We start from the raw sequence: 14,774 nt of genomic DNA, 5'->3' as shown, positions 1-14,774 counted from the left end.
CCTTTTTTAATGCGGCGCGGGTTCCGGCGGCGGCTGGCGTAGACAGCGCAGTTCCGCCAGCAGCAGCGCCAGCGCAAGGGTAATAATCGCAAGCCCCATCCCGCCCACGCTCGCTGCGCTCACGGGCGACAGCCACGCGCCCATACCGCCGAGCGCCGCCGCGCCGATGGCGTCGCCCGTCACGTTTTGCGCCGTCCACAGCCCGTTGATGCGCCCGAGCATGTGATCCGGCGTGCGGGTCTGGATAAGCTGATACTGGATCAGCGAACTCACGCCGCTCAGGTAGCCGAACAGCGTCAGGCAGATAAACGCCAGCGGCCAGAACGGCATCAGGCTGAACACACTCACTGCCGCCAGCGCCAGCACGGAAGAAACCAGCAGCGTGCGGCCCGGGCGTGGCGCGTGTGCCAGCCCGCCGCTGGTGAGCGCGCCCAGCGCCGCGCCGAGCGGCACGGCGGCGTACAACACGCCGATTTCGCCGCTTGCCATCTGCCAGTGGTTCGCAAGCGCCGGATAGAGCACGCGCACCGCGCTCGCCATCGTCAGCAGCGCGCCGATCAGCGCCACGCCGCCCACCACCGGGCTTGCCGCGAGAAAGCGCAGCCCGTCGGCCAGCGCGCGCAGCGGATGCTGGCGCTGCATCTGCGGCGCAGGCAACGCCGGAAGGGTCAGCAGCGGCAGGAGCGTGAGAAAGGTGCCGAGCGCCGCCAGCGCGTAGTTCCAGGCCACACCGCCCCAGGCCAGCAGCACGCCGCCGAGCAGCGGCGAAATCACCGACCCCAGACGCACCGTCAGCATGGTAATCGCCCCCGCCTGCATCAGGTTTTCACGCCCGACAATAGCGGGCGTCGCCGCCAGCAGCGCCGTCACGCCGATCGCCCCGAAAAACCCGTCCCACAGCCCGAGCGCGTAAATCGCAATAACCGACGGCGCGGGCAGCATGGCGTTGATCCAAAGCCCGATAAACCCGAGGCCGCAGGTGGAGCGCGCCAGCAGAATGAGCGTTTTGCGCTCGTAGCGGTCGGCCAGTACGCCGCCCGTCATCAGCCCGATAAACATCGCCGCCCCCGTCAGCGTGACCGCAAGCCCCACCTGAAAAGGCGAGCCGGTGAGCGTCTGGATCTGTACCGGCACCGCCACGCCAAGCAGACCAAGACCGAGAATGGAGATAAAGCGCGCCAGAAAGACGGCGCGGTAAGCGGGATGAGTTTTCAGTAACGAGAGGTTCAGTAACAGCGAATGTCGGTTCATTACAGGGCCTTAACGCGAATTTTCCTTGCCGGATAACGGGACGGCCATGCTAACATAGCCAGATAAGAGTGATAATAACTATCATTATCGATTCCAGGATGTGCGTTATGTCGGCCTCGCGCCTTTCCTCCAGGATGGTTGTCCTGTTGTGTCTCTTGTTATTGCTGCTGTTGATGGCCGCCCTCAGCCTGCGGGTGGGCGCCAAATCCCTGCCCTTTTCTCTTGTGATGGACGCGCTCACCGGCACCTGCCGCGAGGCGGACTGCACTATCGTGCTCGACGCACGCCTGCCGCGCACCCTTGCGGGGATTGTCGCCGGGCTGTCGCTCGGGCTTGCCGGCGCGCTGATGCAAACGCTGACCCGCAACCCGCTCGCCGACCCCGGCCTGTTAGGCGTGAACGCCGGTGCCAGCTTCGCCATTGTGCTGGGCGCGGCGCTGTGGGGCGTGAGCGATCCCCTGCCTGTTCTCGCGCTGGCGCTGTGCGGCGCGCTGGCCGCCACGCTCATCGTGGCGTTTACCGGCAGCGCGGGCGGCGGACAGCTTAGCCCGGTGCGCCTGACGCTCGCGGGCGTGGCGCTGGCCGCGGTGCTGGAAGGGCTTTCCGGCGGTCTCGCGCTCTTAAACCCGACGGTGTATGACCAGTTGCGCTTCTGGCAGGCAGGCTCGCTTGATATCCGTACCCTGACGACGCTTAAAGCCATCGCGCCGCTCGTGCTCCTGGGCGCGGTTATCGCGCTGCTGCTGGGGCGCGCGCTGAACAGTCTCAGTATGGGAGCCGACACGGCGACGGCGCTCGGCAGCCGCGTGGCGCGCACGCAGGTGCTAGGGCTTGTCGCCATTACGCTTCTGTGCGCCAGCGCCACCGCCGTGGTTGGCCCCATCGCCTTTATCGGCCTGATGATGCCGCACCTGGCGCGCTGGCTGGTGGGCGCGGATCACCGCTGGTCGCTGCCGGTGACGCTGCTCGCCACGCCGTCGCTGCTGCTACTCGCGGATATCATTGGCAGGCTGGTAGTGCCGGGCGAACTGCGGGTCTCGGTGATCAGCGCGTTTATCGGCGCGCCCGCGCTGATTTATCTGGTGCGCCAGCGGCGCGGCGGAGGCGCGTTATGAGATCCGTTCCCCCTCGTTTAGGGCTCTTTTGCCTGCTGACGCTGAGCCTGTGCACAGGTCTCGGCCTCTGGGCGTTGACGCAGGGCGCGGTGACGCTTGAGGCCCGCAAGGTGCTGGACGCGCTGACCGGCCACGCGCCGCGCAATGTTTCGCTTATCGTCACCGAATGGCGGCTGCCGCGCGTGGCGATGGCGCTGCTGCTGGGTGCCGCGCTCGGCGTGAGCGGCGCGATTTTCCAGTCGCTGATGCGCAACCCTTTAGGCAGCCCCGATGTGATGGGCTTCAACACCGGCGCGTGGAGCGGCGTGCTGGTGGCGATGGTGCTGGCGGGCCAGCATCAGTCCGCTATCGCGTTCGCCGCCATCGCGGGCGGCACGCTGACGGCGTTTGTCGTCTGGCTGCTCGCCTGGCGCAACGGCATTGACACTTTCCGGCTGATTATTATCGGCATTGGGGTGCGGGCGATGCTGGTGGCGTTCAATACGTGGCTGCTGCTGCAGGCGTCGCTTGAGACGGCGCTGTCCGCGGGCCTGTGGAACGCCGGTTCGCTGAACGGCATTACCTGGGGGAAAACGCTGCCCGCCTCCCCGCTGCTTGTGCTGGCGCTGCTGGCGAGCGCGCTGCTGGTGCGCCGGATGCGGCTGCTGGAGATGGGTGATGACAGCGCCTGCGCGCTGGGGGTGGCGGTGGAACGCTCCCGCCTGCTGCTGATGCTAACCGGCGTCGTGCTGACCGCAGGCGCGACGGCGATGGCCGGGCCGATTTCCTTTGTGGCGCTGGTGGCCCCGCATATCGCGCGTCGCTTAAGCGGCACCGCGCGCTTTGGGCTGACGCAGGCGGCGCTGTGCGGCGCGCTGCTGCTGCTGGCCGCTGACCTGTGCGCTCAGTATCTGTTCACGCCTTATCAGCTGCCGGTGGGCACCGTCACTGTCTGCCTCGGCGGCATTTATCTCATCGCCTTGTTGATACAGGAGTCACGCAGGAGATGACTATGACTTCACGCTTGACCGGCGAAGCGCTGACGCTGGGTTACGGCGATTTTCGCGTCGCCGACGGGCTGAACGTGGCGATCCCCGATGGCAAATTTACCGCGATTATCGGCCCGAACGGCTGTGGCAAATCGACGCTGCTGCGCACGCTGAGCCGCCTGATGAAGCCGCTCGGCGGGCAGGTGCGCCTCGACGGCCAGGCTATTCAGCACTTCGCCACCAAAGAGGTGGCGCGGCGCATTGGCCTGCTCGCGCAGAACGCCAGCGCGCCGGGGGATATCACCGTTGCGGAGCTGGTGGCGCGTGGGCGTTATCCGCATCAGCCTTTGTTTACCCGCTGGCGCGACGAGGACGAGCGCGCGGTGCAAAAGGCGATGGCGGCGACCGGCGTGACCGCGCTTGCCGACCAGAGCGTCGATACGCTCTCCGGCGGCCAGCGCCAGCGCGCCTGGATTGCGATGGTGCTGGCGCAGGAGACCTCGATTTTGCTGCTCGACGAGCCGACCACCTGGCTTGATATCAGCCATCAGATCGATCTGCTGGAACTGCTCTGCACGCTTAACCGTGAGCAGGGGTATACGCTTGCCGCGGTGCTGCACGATTTGAACCAGGCGTGCCGCTACGCGAATCATCTGATTGCGTTGCGGGACGGGAAGATTATCGCCGAGGGCGCGCCGTCAGAGATTGTGGACGCGGCGCTTATCGAGGCGATTTACGGGTTACGGTGCATGATTATTGAGGATCCGGTGGCGGGTACGCCGCTGGTGGTGCCGCTCGGGCGGCGGTGAGCGTGGGTGAATGGCGGGTGCGGCTGGAAAAATGGTGGGTGCGCTTCGCTTACCCACCCTACAAAACCACGAACAACCGCTTTCCCTTGTAGGGCGGGTAAGCCTGCGCACCCGCCGTTAACCAATTACAGTGGGTTGGTTTGCGCTTCGACCACCGCCAGCGCCACCATATTCACGATACGGCGAACCGAGGCGATCGGCGTCAACACGTGTACTGGTTTCGACACCCCCATCAGCACCGGCCCCACGGTCACGCCCTCGGAGCTTGATACGCGCAGCAGGTTATAGCTGATACGCGCCGCTTCCACGTTCGGCATAATCAGGATATTGGCCGAGCCTTTCAGCGGGCTGTCCGGCATACGATCGTTGCGGATGCTCTCTACCAGCGCCGCGTCGCCGTGCATCTCGCCGTCGATCATCAGATCCGGGGCGCGCTCACGCACCAGCTGTAGCGTTTCGCGCATTTTGCTGGCGGCAGGCGAATCGGAAGAACCAAAGTTAGAATGCGACAACAACGCCACTTTCGGCTCGATCCCGAAACGACGCACCGTTTCCGCCGCCATGACGGTGATCTCCGCCAGCTGTTCCGGCGTCGGATCGTCGTTCACATAGGTATCGGCGATAAACGTATTGCCGCTCGGCAGCAGCAGCGCGTTCATCGCACCCGCGGCTTTCACGCCGTCGCGATAACCGAAAATCTGCTGAACCACGCTGAAATGCTCATGATAATCACCGATCGTGCCGCAAATCATCGCGTCGGCTTCGCCACGATGCACCATGATGGCACCAATCACCGTGCTGTTGCCAATCACCGCGCGCTGCGCCTGTTCCTGCGTGATGCCACGGCGCTTCATAATGTTGTAATACTCGTTCCAGTACTCCTTAAAGCGCGGGTCCGACTCGTTATTCACGATCTCGAAATCTTTGCCCGCCTCGATTTGCAGACCGAGTTTTTTCAGGCGCATCTCGATAACGCCAGGACGGCCCACCAGCACCGGCTTCGCCAGCCCAAGCGTAATGAGCTCCTGAGTGGCGTGCAGCACGCGCGGCTCTTCGCCTTCGGTCAGCACCACGCGCTTCGGATCTTTGCGCGCCTGGTTGAAGACCGGCTTCATGAACAGGTTGGTTTTGTAGACAAATTCGGTGAGCTTGTCTTTATATGCGTCGAAATCCTCAATCGGGCGGGTCGCCACGCCGGAATCCATCGCCGCTTTCGCCACCGCAGGCGCGATAGTCACAATTAAGCGCGGATCGAACGGTTTCGGAATGATGTAATCCGGCCCGAACGACAGCTCCTGATCTTCATACGCGGAGGCCACCACTTCGCTCTGCTCGGCGTGTGCCAGTTCAGCGATGGCATGGACCGCCGCGAGCTTCATCTCTTCGTTGATGGCGGTCGCGCCGACATCCAGCGCGCCACGGAAGATAAACGGGAAGCAGAGGACGTTGTTCACCTGGTTCGGGAAATCCGAACGACCGGTGCAGATGATCGCATCCGGACGCACCGCTTTGGCGAGCGGCGGCATGATTTCCGGCTCCGGGTTGGCGAGCGCCAGAATGAGCGGCGAATCCGCCATTTTTTTGACCATCTCCTGGGTCAGGACTTTCGGGCCGGAGCAGCCAAGGAAGATATCCGCGCCTTCGATCACTTCGCCCAGCGTGCGCTTACCGTTGTCGTCAATCGCATAAGCGGCTTTGGTTTCCGCCATGTTCTCTTCACGGCCTTTGTAGATAACGCCTTTGGAATCGCACACCACGATGTTGTGCTTCTGCATGCCAAGCGCCACCAGCAGATTCATACAGGCGATGGCGGACGCGCCCGCGCCGGAAACCACGAGGCGCACGTCGGAAATGTTTTTCTGCACCACGCGCAGGCCGTTTAACACCGCGGCGGTACAGATGATGGCGGTGCCGTGCTGATCGTCATGGAACACCGGAATATTCATGCGCTCGCGCAGCTTCTGCTCGATATAAAAACACTCCGGCGCTTTGATATCTTCCAGGTTGATGCCGCCGAAGGTCGGCTCCAGCGCCGCCACCACATCGATGACTTTATCGGGATCGTGTTCGTCGATTTCGATATCAAACACATCGATACCGGCGAATTTCTTAAACAGAACGCCCTTGCCTTCCATCACCGGTTTACCGGCCAGCGCGCCGATATTGCCAAGCCCCAGCACCGCGGTGCCGTTGGAGATAACCGCCACGAGGTTGCCGCGCGCGGTGTATTTATGGGCGGCCAGCGGGTCGGCGGCGATTTCCAGACAGGGCGCGGCTACGCCTGGCGAATAGGCCAGCGCCAGATCGCGCTGAGTGGCCAGCGGTTTGGTCGGAGAAACCTGAATTTTGCCTGGGACAGGGAATTCGTGAAAATCGAGGGCGCTCTGTTTTAGTTGCTCATCCATTTTACTGATCCTTTTTCTTCTGCAGGGTATGAAGCGGCATGTCGCACGCTCGTTTAACCAGGCCGTCAGTATCGCCCGTTAGCGGCGGCTAAACTTTGAAGACCGCCAAACTCTGAGTCATGCAACCCTTTGATGTTATCAATTTATAGCAGCGATGTTGCCGGTTCGGGAAAGCATTGCTATGCGCGTCTGCTATGCTTTTTTGTTATGTCCCTGATGAGATCCCGGCGGGCGACACTGACAGCGCCCCATAAAATCTTTGCTTTTCAAGGAGTAGCAAAATGAACCAACTCGATGGCATTAAACAATTCACAACGGTAGTCGCCGACAGCGGCGATATTGAATCCATTCGTAACTATCAGCCTCAGGACGCGACCACCAACCCTTCCCTGCTGCTGAAGGCCGCAAGCCTTGAGCATTACCAGCATCTGTTCACCGATGCGCTGGAATACGGCAAAAAACGCGGCAGCACGCAAAAAGAGCAGGTCGCGGAAGCGAGTGACAAACTGGCCGTCAATGTGGGTGCGGAAATTCTGAAAAGTATTCCAGGACGCGTCTCAACCGAAGTGGACGCGCGTCTGTCGTTCGACAAAGAAAAAAGCATCGCCAAAGCGCGTCGCCTGGTGGAGCTGTACCAGGAACAGGGCATCGATAAATCGCGCATTCTGATTAAGCTCGCTTCCACCTGGGAAGGCATTCGCGCCGCAGAAGAACTGGAAAAAGAAGGCATTCACTGCAACCTGACACTGCTGTTCTCCTTTGCCCAGGCGCGCGCCTGCGCCGAAGCGGGGGTGTATCTCATCTCCCCGTTCGTGGGCCGTATCTATGACTGGTACAACACCCGCAAACCGATGGACCCGTATGTGGTTGATGAAGATCCCGGCGTGAAGTCGGTGCGTAACATCTACGACTACTACAAGCAGCATAACTACCAGACCATCGTGATGGGCGCGAGCTTCCGCCGTACCGAGCAGATCCTGGCGCTGGCGGGCTGCGACCGTCTGACCATCTCCCCTAACCTGCTGAAAGAGTTGCAGGAGAGCGATGCGCCGGTGGCGCGTAAGCTTATTCCGGCCTCCCAGGGCTTTAACCGTCCGCAGCCGATGACCGAAGCCGAATTCCGCTGGGAGCATAACCAGGACGCGATGGCGGTCGAAAAACTGGCTGAAGGCATTCGCCAGTTCGCTGTCGATCAGCGTTCACTTGAAGATCTGCTTGCCGCCAAACTTTAACTTTTGCCATGGAGAGAAACATGTCTCGTCAGCTTTTAGCCAACGCCATCCGTGCGCTGAGCATGGATGCGGTTCAGAAAGCCAAATCCGGTCACCCCGGCGCGCCGATGGGGATGGCGGATATCGCCGAAGTGCTGTGGAACGATTTCCTCAAGCACAACCCGACAAACCCGACGTGGTATGACCGCGACCGCTTTATTCTTTCCAACGGCCACGCCTCGATGCTGCTCTACAGCCTGCTGCATCTGTCGGGCTACGACCTGCCGATGGAAGAGCTGAAAAACTTCCGACAGCTGCACTCCAAAACGCCGGGCCACCCGGAAATCGGCTATACACCGGGCGTGGAAACCACCACCGGGCCGCTCGGTCAGGGGCTCGCGAATGCTGTGGGTCTGGCGATTGCCGAGAAAACGCTCGCGGCGCAGTTCAACCGCCCGGGCCATGAGATTGTCGATCACAATACCTATGTGTTTATGGGCGATGGCTGCCTGATGGAAGGTATCTCCCATGAGGTCTGCTCGCTCGCGGGCACGCTGGGTCTTGGCAAGCTGATTGGCTTCTACGATCACAACGGCATCTCGATTGATGGCGAAACCGAGGGCTGGTTTACCGACGACACCGCCAAACGTTTTGAAGCCTACCACTGGCACGTAGTGCATGAGATTGACGGCCACGATCCAGAGGCTATCAAGCGCGCCATTGAAGAGGCGAAACAGGTTACCGATAAACCGTCGCTGATTATCTGTCGCACCGTGATTGGCTTCGGCTCGCCGAACAAAGCGGGCAAAGAGGAGTCCCACGGCGCGGCGCTTGGCGAAGAAGAAGTGGCGCTGACCCGTAAACAGCTCGGCTGGAACTACCCGCCGTTTGAAATTCCGGATGAAGTCTACAAAGGCTGGGATGCGAAGGAAAAAGGCCGCCAGGTTGAAGCGAGCTGGAACGAGAAATTCGCCGCGTATCAGGAAGCCTACCCGGAGCTGGCGGCCGAGTTTAACCGCCGTATGGGCGGTGAAATGCCGGAAAACTGGCAGCAGGTGACGCAGGAGTACATCGAAAAACTCCAGGCGGAACCGGCGAAAATCGCCTCCCGTAAGGCGTCCCAGAACGCGCTGAACGTTTATGGCCCGGTACTGCCGGAGTTGCTGGGCGGCTCGGCAGACCTCGCACCGAGCAACCTGACTATCTGGTCGGGCTCGACATCGCTGAAAGAAGATCCGGCGGGCAACTACATTCACTACGGCGTGCGCGAATTCGGCATGACGGCCATCGCCAACGGCATCGCCCACCACGGCGGCTTTGTGCCCTACACCGCCACCTTCCTGATGTTCGTCGAATACGCCCGCAACGCGGCGCGCATGGCGGCGCTGATGAAGGCGCGGCAGATTATGGTCTACACCCATGACTCTATCGGTCTTGGGGAAGACGGCCCGACGCACCAGGCGGTGGAGCAGCTCGCGAGCCTGCGCCTGACGCCGAATTTCAGCACCTGGCGTCCGTGTGACCAGGTGGAAACCGCGGTGGCGTGGAAAGCCGCTATCGAGCGCCATAACGGCCCGACGGCGCTGATCCTCTCTCGTCAGAATCTGGCGCAGATCGAGCGCTCGCCGCAGCAGCTGAAAGATGTGGCGCGCGGCGGGTATATCCTGAAAGACGCGGGCGGCAAACCGGATCTGATCCTGATTGCCACCGGGTCGGAAGTGGAAATCGCCGTTCAGGCGGCAGAAAAACTGCGCGGCGACGGCGTGGCGGTGCGTGTGGTGTCGCTGCCGTCGACTGATGTCTTTGACGCGCAGGATGAAGCCTATCGTGAATCGGTGCTGCCGTCCGACGTCAGCGCGCGCGTGGCGGTGGAAGCGGGCATCGCCGACTACTGGTACAAATACGTCGGCCTGAAAGGCGCTATCGTCGGCATGACCGGCTATGGCGAATCCGCGCCCGCGGAGAAACTCTTCCCGTACTTCGGCTTTACCGTCGAAAACGTGGTAGAAAAAGCCCGCAAAGTGCTCGGCAAATAAGCCAGCCTTAACGGGCTGACGCCGATCGTTTAAGCGTACCTGAACGATCCTGCCAGTAAGAAATAAGCCAGAGTCAGTTTCCTGATTCTGGCTTTTTTATGACTGCACACGATATGGATTTCGTTATCCGTTCAGCTTTAAATCACATAAAGCTTAAGTGAGCGGCATTACGGCAGATGACTGGGGTTATTCTTTACAGGCCGCCTTGAGCAGCAGACTTCGCGCGAGCGATGGCGCCGGCGTTAAATATTGGATGCTCATAGTTATCGGTGACATCACGGACTCGGTATATCTTCCAGATGTCTGACTCCCGACGAACAAACACTTCCAGCTCTAATTTTTTCCCGCCCTCCCTGCCAATCCATACCGACATTACCTCGCCCCCCATGAACGGCCTGGCGGCACCGACAGTTAGCGCCGATATCCATGATGGATCATAGTCCTGTGCATAAGCGAAGTAATCCGAGCCAATCAGGTCTTGTTCTGATATCGACTCGATATCCTCCAGTCTCTTGATCGTGTCGGCAGAAACATATTCGCGCAAATCAGACGGCGAATATTGATTGTCGCTACTTGTAAGAGACATCAGATAAGTAGAATAAAAAGAATGTACTCGCGTCGGCGCGCTCTGTTCCGGCTTAACTGCGCAAGCGGAGAGCAAGAAAGCGCATAACACTATTGCAGCTCGCATCAATTCATCCTGTATATTTTGAAAGCCGGTTGGGCGGCGCGATACCCTGGGCCCGGGTACATACTGCGTTGCCTGAAATCGGAGATCCACTGCGTGCCATCATACATTGTCATATGCCCGCTCGGGTTCCCTCCGGGATACGGCTGAATCACAGCAACATCACCGCTCAATAATGTTGAGCCCGGCGGGACTTCATGAAATCCAGCGCGCAGTAATGCAGGCCCGTAATCTTTTGCGTTTAGCGTTCTCTCCAGCCGTATGCCGCCAGCAGCTATAGCCTCCCTTGTAAAGGTCGCACATTCGTTATGTGAATGACCGAGCGCGCGGGACCGGAGATGCGAAATAGCAACGTCTTTATTCCAGTTCATTCTTAGTTCCTTTAAGCATGAAAAATGGAATTATTGCGTTAACCACAACTATTTTGTGGGATAAAAATGCTGAAATTATCCCACGTAAAATGATTATTTCCGGATTCAGCCCGGCAGAACTCGCCTGCAAGCAAACAGGATCGAACGGGTGCCTCTCGTTCCTCGGCGCAAGGGTTTTAAATTAGCCTTAACGGGCTGGCTTTTTTATTTCCGGCGCGGTTTTATTTCAGGACGTTCAGCGTCTCGGCGCTTTTGTTTATCACAATATCTTCCGTTTTCTCATCCCACTGCGCCTGCGAGACAATCACCTGCCCCGGATGCTGCGGGTCGCGCGCTACCAGCGACGTGCCATCCACATCCTCCTGCACGTTCAGGTTCATGGAGAACGAGGGAATCGCTTTTACCCACTGCTGTTGCTGCACGTCATAGAGATAGGTCGCCCGCCAGGCGCTGCTCCACCATTCGGGATAAATCAGCGCGCGGTCACGTCCGCTGTCGTCAAGGTTTGAGAGCGCCTCGACGCCGCCACCGATGCAGGAGGCAATTGCTGCCGGTTTGATCGCCGGATCGCTGTTCCACAGCTGGCACTCGCAGTCGCCACTCTCATCGCAGACGCCGTTGGTTTTCGGGTCATGCGCCGTCAGCCAGGCGTAGCTTTTCGCCGTGCCGTTAAACCGCCCACCCGCCAGACGGTAATCGCGCGTTTTCTGACGGTTCGCCTCGGTTATCCAGTCGGTTTCTTCGCTGATGTGCCAGCCTGCGGCCTGTTTCGTTAAGGTGAGCTGCGCCGGATAGTTGCGCGGCGTTTGTGGCTCAAGCCCCGCCTGTTTCACAAACGTGGCCTGTACGGCAAGCGGCTGCCCGTCCTGTTCGGTGAGCGTGATATTGCTGATGATGGCCTGCGCGTAGTGCGGATGTTTTTGCACGAAGGCGGCGTTTTCCTGGATAACGGCGTCGCGCGCAAGCGCTTTGCCGTACCAGCTGACCTGTTCGCCATAAAGCGCCGCGCCTGCCTGGGCGGAGGGATGATTTTTAAACTCGCTCCAGCGCGCGACCAGCGCGTTCGCGTCGCGCTCGTCCTGCGGTGTCATCGCGGCACTGGCGCAAAGCGTCAGTCCTGTGAGCGCCAGTCCGAGAACCGCGCGCAGCCCCTGTGTGAAAGCCATACATTCCCTGCCATTGTTATTGGTTATGTTAAGCCACAGGAATATACGCAAAAACGCGCGCCGCCAGAAGCGGGATTATTGAGTCACCCAGAGCGTCGGCCAGGCGTCCGGGCCGTGCCAGTTGTCGCAGCTTGGCTCTTCGGCGTAGCGCACCAGGCGAAACCGCTGGCCGTCGAAGCGCCAGCGCGTCGCGACGCCGCAGTCGCCGAGGCCGCGGCCTTTGGAGTGCGTGGTCAGTTCTTTGGTTTTTTCATCGAAGCTCGCGTTCATCAGTTCCAGCTCTTGCTCTTTATCGGCAGGCAGGAACGGCAGGCGCAGGCGCACCATGCGCGAGGCAAACGGCTTCTGGCGCGACACCAGCCAGGCGAGATCCACCGTGTTGTAAGCACCCGCTTCACAGCTGATTATCATCAGCGCCGTGTCGTCAGTAAGCGCGGAAATACGCACTTCGCGGCGCATCGGATCAAGCGAGCACTGGCTGTTGGTCATCCGCCAGGTGCCGTAATCGAGCAGTTCGTTCAGCTCGTCGTGAGAGAGCGGCGTCGGCGTCGGGTTGGTGATTTTGACGCCCTTTAACGCAGGAGCAGGCGGCACGCTGAGCGGCGGGTTGTTGCCCTTTTTGATCCACGCGGTTTCGCTGCCGACGCGCTTTTGCTGGGCGTCGATAAACAGCAACGCGGCTTTCAGCCCGTCGAGCGATAAATGCCCCGGCCCGTCTTTCAGCGTAATGACCGACGATTCTTTAATCTGATCGAGAAAATCGATAATGGTGGTCGGGTCGTCCGTCATCAGGCGGCGCGGCATATCACGCCATTTGCTGCCCGCCGGCACCAGCGTTTTGCCATCCAGCAGGAGACGCGGGGCAAGCGGCGGTGCTTTATTCACGGCGGCCTCCGGTTTGCCCGCCTCGATGCGCAGCGACGCGTCGGGTTTCGCACCGGCGCTACGCGACAGCGTCATCACCAGATCCTGATGGCCGCCGACGTTACGGGCCGTGCAGAAATTCTGGTTATTGCAGGTCACCTGCCAGTCACTAAAAATCTTCTGCGCGGGCGCAGCCCAGAGCGGCGAGGCGAGCAGCAAAGAACAGCTAAAGAGTGACAGCAGACGAAAAAGCATGAACGGCGCGTATCCCGGGCGTAAACAGCGGTAGAAGAAACGCGCCTATCTTCGTTGCCCTGCACGGGCGGCTCAATCGGATTTATCGGATAGCAATATCCGTAATACCGCCTCTTATTGTGAGGGAAATCAGTCCATTATTCCGCGTAGCTGAAGATGCTGAAGCAGCAGCACCGTTTTCGCATCGCGAATCACGCCTTGTCTGACTTTTTCCAACGCTTCACTGAAGGGCATTTCCAGCACTTCTATCTCTTCATCTTCCACGCCGCCGCCTTCGTTCGCGCGTGAGGCATCGTCATATTCCGCGATGAACAGATGAATGAGTTCGGTAACGCCGCCGGGGGAGGTATAAAGCTCAAAGACTTTCTCCGCCGCGTTCACGCGGTAGCCGGTTTCCTCGATAGCCTCTTTGCGAATGCAGACTTCCGGCTCGTCATCGTCAAGAAGACCTGCACACGCCTCAATCAGCATCCCGTCCGGGTTACCGTTAACCCAGGTGGCGACGCGAAACTGACGGATCAACACGACGCTTTTTTTCTCGCGGTTATACAACAGTACGGCAGCGCCGTTGCCGCGATCGTAGACTTCGCGCTTGTGGCGGACCACTTCGCCATCTTTTCGTGTCAGATCGTAGGTGATATTGCGCAGAACAAAGTAGTTTTCCGACAGAATTTTATCTTTTATCAGTTCGACATTTAACGACATAGCGACTCCATAAACGCCTGGTGTGGGGTGAATAGTACGACCCGAAACGCCATTTGTCGCCCCCGGCGCGTCGCCGGAATAACGGCGCTTTTTCCGGTATTCTGCCCATTGCCGGCGGCGTCTGGCGGTTAAGCTTACGCTCAGGCTATGGTTTATCCAGCCGCAACGCAGAAAAAACCCACAAGAGCGGAGTAAGCATGTCGCAAATTATCCCCTGGCACGTTCTTATCGTTGACGATCACCCGCTGATGCGTCGCGGCCTGCGACAGCTGCTTGAAACCGATGCGCGGTTTCGGGTGACGGGCGAAGCAGGCAGCGGTGAAGAAGCGATAGCGCAGGCGCGGGCGCTTTCCCCGGACGTCATTTTGCTGGATCTGAATATGCGGGGTTTAAGCGGGCTGGATACGCTGACGATGCTGCGCCGCGACGGCGTGAACGCACGGATTATCGTACTGACGGTCTCTGATGCGCAAAGCGATATTTTTGCCATGACCGATGCGGGCGCTGACGGCTATCTGCTGAAAGACAGCGAACCAGAAGCGCTGCTGGAGGCCATCCGGGCCGGTGCGGCGGGTGCTGGCGCATTCAGCGAGCAGGTGCAGGCGTATCTGCTCGCGCGCAAGCCTGATGAGCAACGCGACGCGCCGTTTGCGCTGCTGACCGGGCGCGAGCTTGACGTGTTGCAGGAAGTGGCGCGCGGGCTTTCCAATAAGCAGATTGCGTCGGCGTTACAGATCTCGGAAGAGACGGTAAAAGTGCATATTCGCAATTTACTGCGCAAACTTAACGTGCGTTCGCGCGTCGCGGCGACCGTCCTGTTTCTGGGCTCCCGGAGCGCGTAAGGGTCTGCGCGGCGTCGCGCGAGATAATTTACATTATCTCCTTATTTTCTCCACGTTTGTTGTGTGCCCTGAGGCTACAGTGATTGCG

General features: G+C 59.9%; 13 protein-coding genes. 6 read left to right on the top strand and 7 right to left on the bottom strand.

The features are described from left to right. Positions 1-6: 6 nt before the first annotated feature. On the bottom strand, positions 7-1,251 hold the full coding sequence (gene entS, locus G6041_RS19140; protein ID WP_012124077.1) for an enterobactin transporter EntS: 1,245 nt from the start codon (positions 1,249-1,251) through the stop codon (positions 7-9). Positions 1,252-1,358: 107 nt separating this feature from the next. Between entS and fepD the strand changes: the two genes are divergently transcribed. Genes fepD through fepC form a run of 3 tightly spaced genes read left to right on the top strand, consistent with a single transcriptional unit; the run spans position 1,359 to position 4,143 of the window. Beyond that, positions 1,359-2,366: a Fe(3+)-siderophore ABC transporter permease gene (fepD, locus tag G6041_RS19135; RefSeq protein ID WP_041460417.1), complete on the top strand. Its 1,008-nt coding sequence runs from the start codon at positions 1,359-1,361 to the stop codon at positions 2,364-2,366. Next, on the top strand, positions 2,363-3,355 hold the full coding sequence (gene fepG / locus G6041_RS19130; protein ID WP_012124075.1) for an iron-enterobactin ABC transporter permease: 993 nt from the start codon (positions 2,363-2,365) through the stop codon (positions 3,353-3,355). The genes fepD and fepG overlap by 4 nt, the downstream gene beginning before the upstream one ends. After that, positions 3,352-4,143: an iron-enterobactin ABC transporter ATP-binding protein gene (gene fepC, locus G6041_RS19125; protein ID WP_012124074.1), complete on the top strand. Its 792-nt coding sequence runs from the start codon at positions 3,352-3,354 to the stop codon at positions 4,141-4,143. Before fepG ends, fepC begins: the two co-directional genes overlap by 4 nt. A 125-nt stretch (positions 4,144-4,268) precedes the next feature. Here fepC and maeB read toward each other — a convergent pair whose 3' ends face one another. Beyond that, on the bottom strand, positions 4,269-6,548 hold the full coding sequence (gene maeB / locus G6041_RS19120; RefSeq protein WP_004386549.1) for an NADP-dependent oxaloacetate-decarboxylating malate dehydrogenase: 2,280 nt from the start codon (positions 6,546-6,548) through the stop codon (positions 4,269-4,271). 281 nt (positions 6,549-6,829) lie between these two features. On the opposite strand from maeB, the gene tal reads away from it, so the two are divergent. Both tal and tkt read left to right on the top strand, forming a co-directional pair. After that, positions 6,830-7,780: a transaldolase gene (tal, locus tag G6041_RS19115; RefSeq protein WP_007893829.1), complete on the top strand. Its 951-nt coding sequence runs from the start codon at positions 6,830-6,832 to the stop codon at positions 7,778-7,780. Positions 7,781-7,800: 20 nt separating this feature from the next. Continuing rightward, on the top strand, positions 7,801-9,795 hold the full coding sequence (gene tkt, locus G6041_RS19110; RefSeq protein WP_014728327.1) for a transketolase: 1,995 nt from the start codon (positions 7,801-7,803) through the stop codon (positions 9,793-9,795). 193 nt (positions 9,796-9,988) lie between these two features. Here tkt and G6041_RS19105 read toward each other — a convergent pair whose 3' ends face one another. The 5 genes from G6041_RS19105 to nudK form a co-directional block, all read right to left on the bottom strand. Further along, positions 9,989-10,486, bottom strand: a complete 498-nt coding sequence (locus tag G6041_RS19105) for a YbjP/YqhG family protein (RefSeq protein ID WP_041460416.1) — start codon at positions 10,484-10,486, stop codon at positions 9,989-9,991. Beyond that, on the bottom strand, positions 10,486-10,854 hold the full coding sequence (locus G6041_RS19100; RefSeq protein ID WP_032968345.1) for a hypothetical protein: 369 nt from the start codon (positions 10,852-10,854) through the stop codon (positions 10,486-10,488). The genes G6041_RS19105 and G6041_RS19100 overlap by 1 nt, the downstream gene beginning before the upstream one ends. 221 nt (positions 10,855-11,075) lie before the next feature. After that, the gene (locus G6041_RS19095) at positions 11,076-12,020 is read right to left on the bottom strand and encodes a hypothetical protein (RefSeq protein WP_012124070.1); all 945 of its coding nucleotides are present in this window, start codon (positions 12,018-12,020) and stop codon (positions 11,076-11,078) included. 75 nt (positions 12,021-12,095) lie between these two features. Continuing rightward, a complete protein-coding gene (locus G6041_RS19090) occupies positions 12,096-13,139 on the bottom strand; it encodes a DUF1176 domain-containing protein (RefSeq protein ID WP_012124069.1) in 1,044 nt (347 codons plus the stop codon). A 129-nt stretch (positions 13,140-13,268) separates the two neighbouring features. Continuing rightward, positions 13,269-13,844 (bottom strand): GDP-mannose pyrophosphatase NudK, encoded by a 576-nt coding sequence (gene nudK / locus G6041_RS19085; RefSeq protein ID WP_004386542.1) that lies wholly within the window; start codon positions 13,842-13,844, stop codon positions 13,269-13,271. A 197-nt stretch (positions 13,845-14,041) separates the two neighbouring features. Here nudK and narP point away from each other — a divergent pair, with 197 nt between their 5' ends. Next, complete coding sequence (gene narP, locus G6041_RS19080) at positions 14,042-14,686, top strand: nitrate/nitrite response regulator protein NarP (protein WP_004386541.1); 645 nt, start codon at positions 14,042-14,044, stop codon at positions 14,684-14,686. Positions 14,687-14,774: the final 88 nt, after the last annotated feature.

This window comes from Cronobacter sp. HA18003, assembly GCF_011605905.1.
Lineage (GTDB): Bacteria > Pseudomonadota > Gammaproteobacteria > Enterobacterales > Enterobacteriaceae > Cronobacter > Cronobacter sakazakii.
The sequence above is the reverse complement of the archived record's forward strand: the minus strand, read 5'-3'. Positions and strand labels throughout refer to the sequence as shown.

What these genes read in the sequence shown, in the direction of transcription:
- G6041_RS19090 (WP_012124069.1), bottom strand. Translation starts at nt 13,139, where the DNA reads ATGCTTTTTCGTCTGCTGTCACTCTTTAGCTGTTCTTTGCTGCTCGCC.
- tkt (WP_014728327.1), top strand. Translation starts at nt 7,801, where the DNA reads ATGTCTCGTCAGCTTTTAGCCAACGCCATCCGTGCGCTGAGCATGGAT.
- fepC (WP_012124074.1), top strand. Translation starts at nt 3,352, where the DNA reads ATGACTATGACTTCACGCTTGACCGGCGAAGCGCTGACGCTGGGTTAC.
- entS (WP_012124077.1), bottom strand. Translation starts at nt 1,251, where the DNA reads ATGAACCGACATTCGCTGTTACTGAACCTCTCGTTACTGAAAACTCAT.
- G6041_RS19095 (WP_012124070.1), bottom strand. Translation starts at nt 12,020, where the DNA reads ATGGCTTTCACACAGGGGCTGCGCGCGGTTCTCGGACTGGCGCTCACA.
- fepG (WP_012124075.1), top strand. Translation starts at nt 2,363, where the DNA reads ATGAGATCCGTTCCCCCTCGTTTAGGGCTCTTTTGCCTGCTGACGCTG.
- maeB (WP_004386549.1), bottom strand. Translation starts at nt 6,548, where the DNA reads ATGGATGAGCAACTAAAACAGAGCGCCCTCGATTTTCACGAATTCCCT.
- fepD (WP_041460417.1), top strand. Translation starts at nt 1,359, where the DNA reads ATGTCGGCCTCGCGCCTTTCCTCCAGGATGGTTGTCCTGTTGTGTCTC.
- G6041_RS19105 (WP_041460416.1), bottom strand. Translation starts at nt 10,486, where the DNA reads ATGCGAGCTGCAATAGTGTTATGCGCTTTCTTGCTCTCCGCTTGCGCA.
- G6041_RS19100 (WP_032968345.1), bottom strand. Translation starts at nt 10,854, where the DNA reads ATGAACTGGAATAAAGACGTTGCTATTTCGCATCTCCGGTCCCGCGCG.
- tal (WP_007893829.1), top strand. Translation starts at nt 6,830, where the DNA reads ATGAACCAACTCGATGGCATTAAACAATTCACAACGGTAGTCGCCGAC.
- narP (WP_004386541.1), top strand. Translation starts at nt 14,042, where the DNA reads ATGTCGCAAATTATCCCCTGGCACGTTCTTATCGTTGACGATCACCCG.
- nudK (WP_004386542.1), bottom strand. Translation starts at nt 13,844, where the DNA reads ATGTCGTTAAATGTCGAACTGATAAAAGATAAAATTCTGTCGGAAAAC.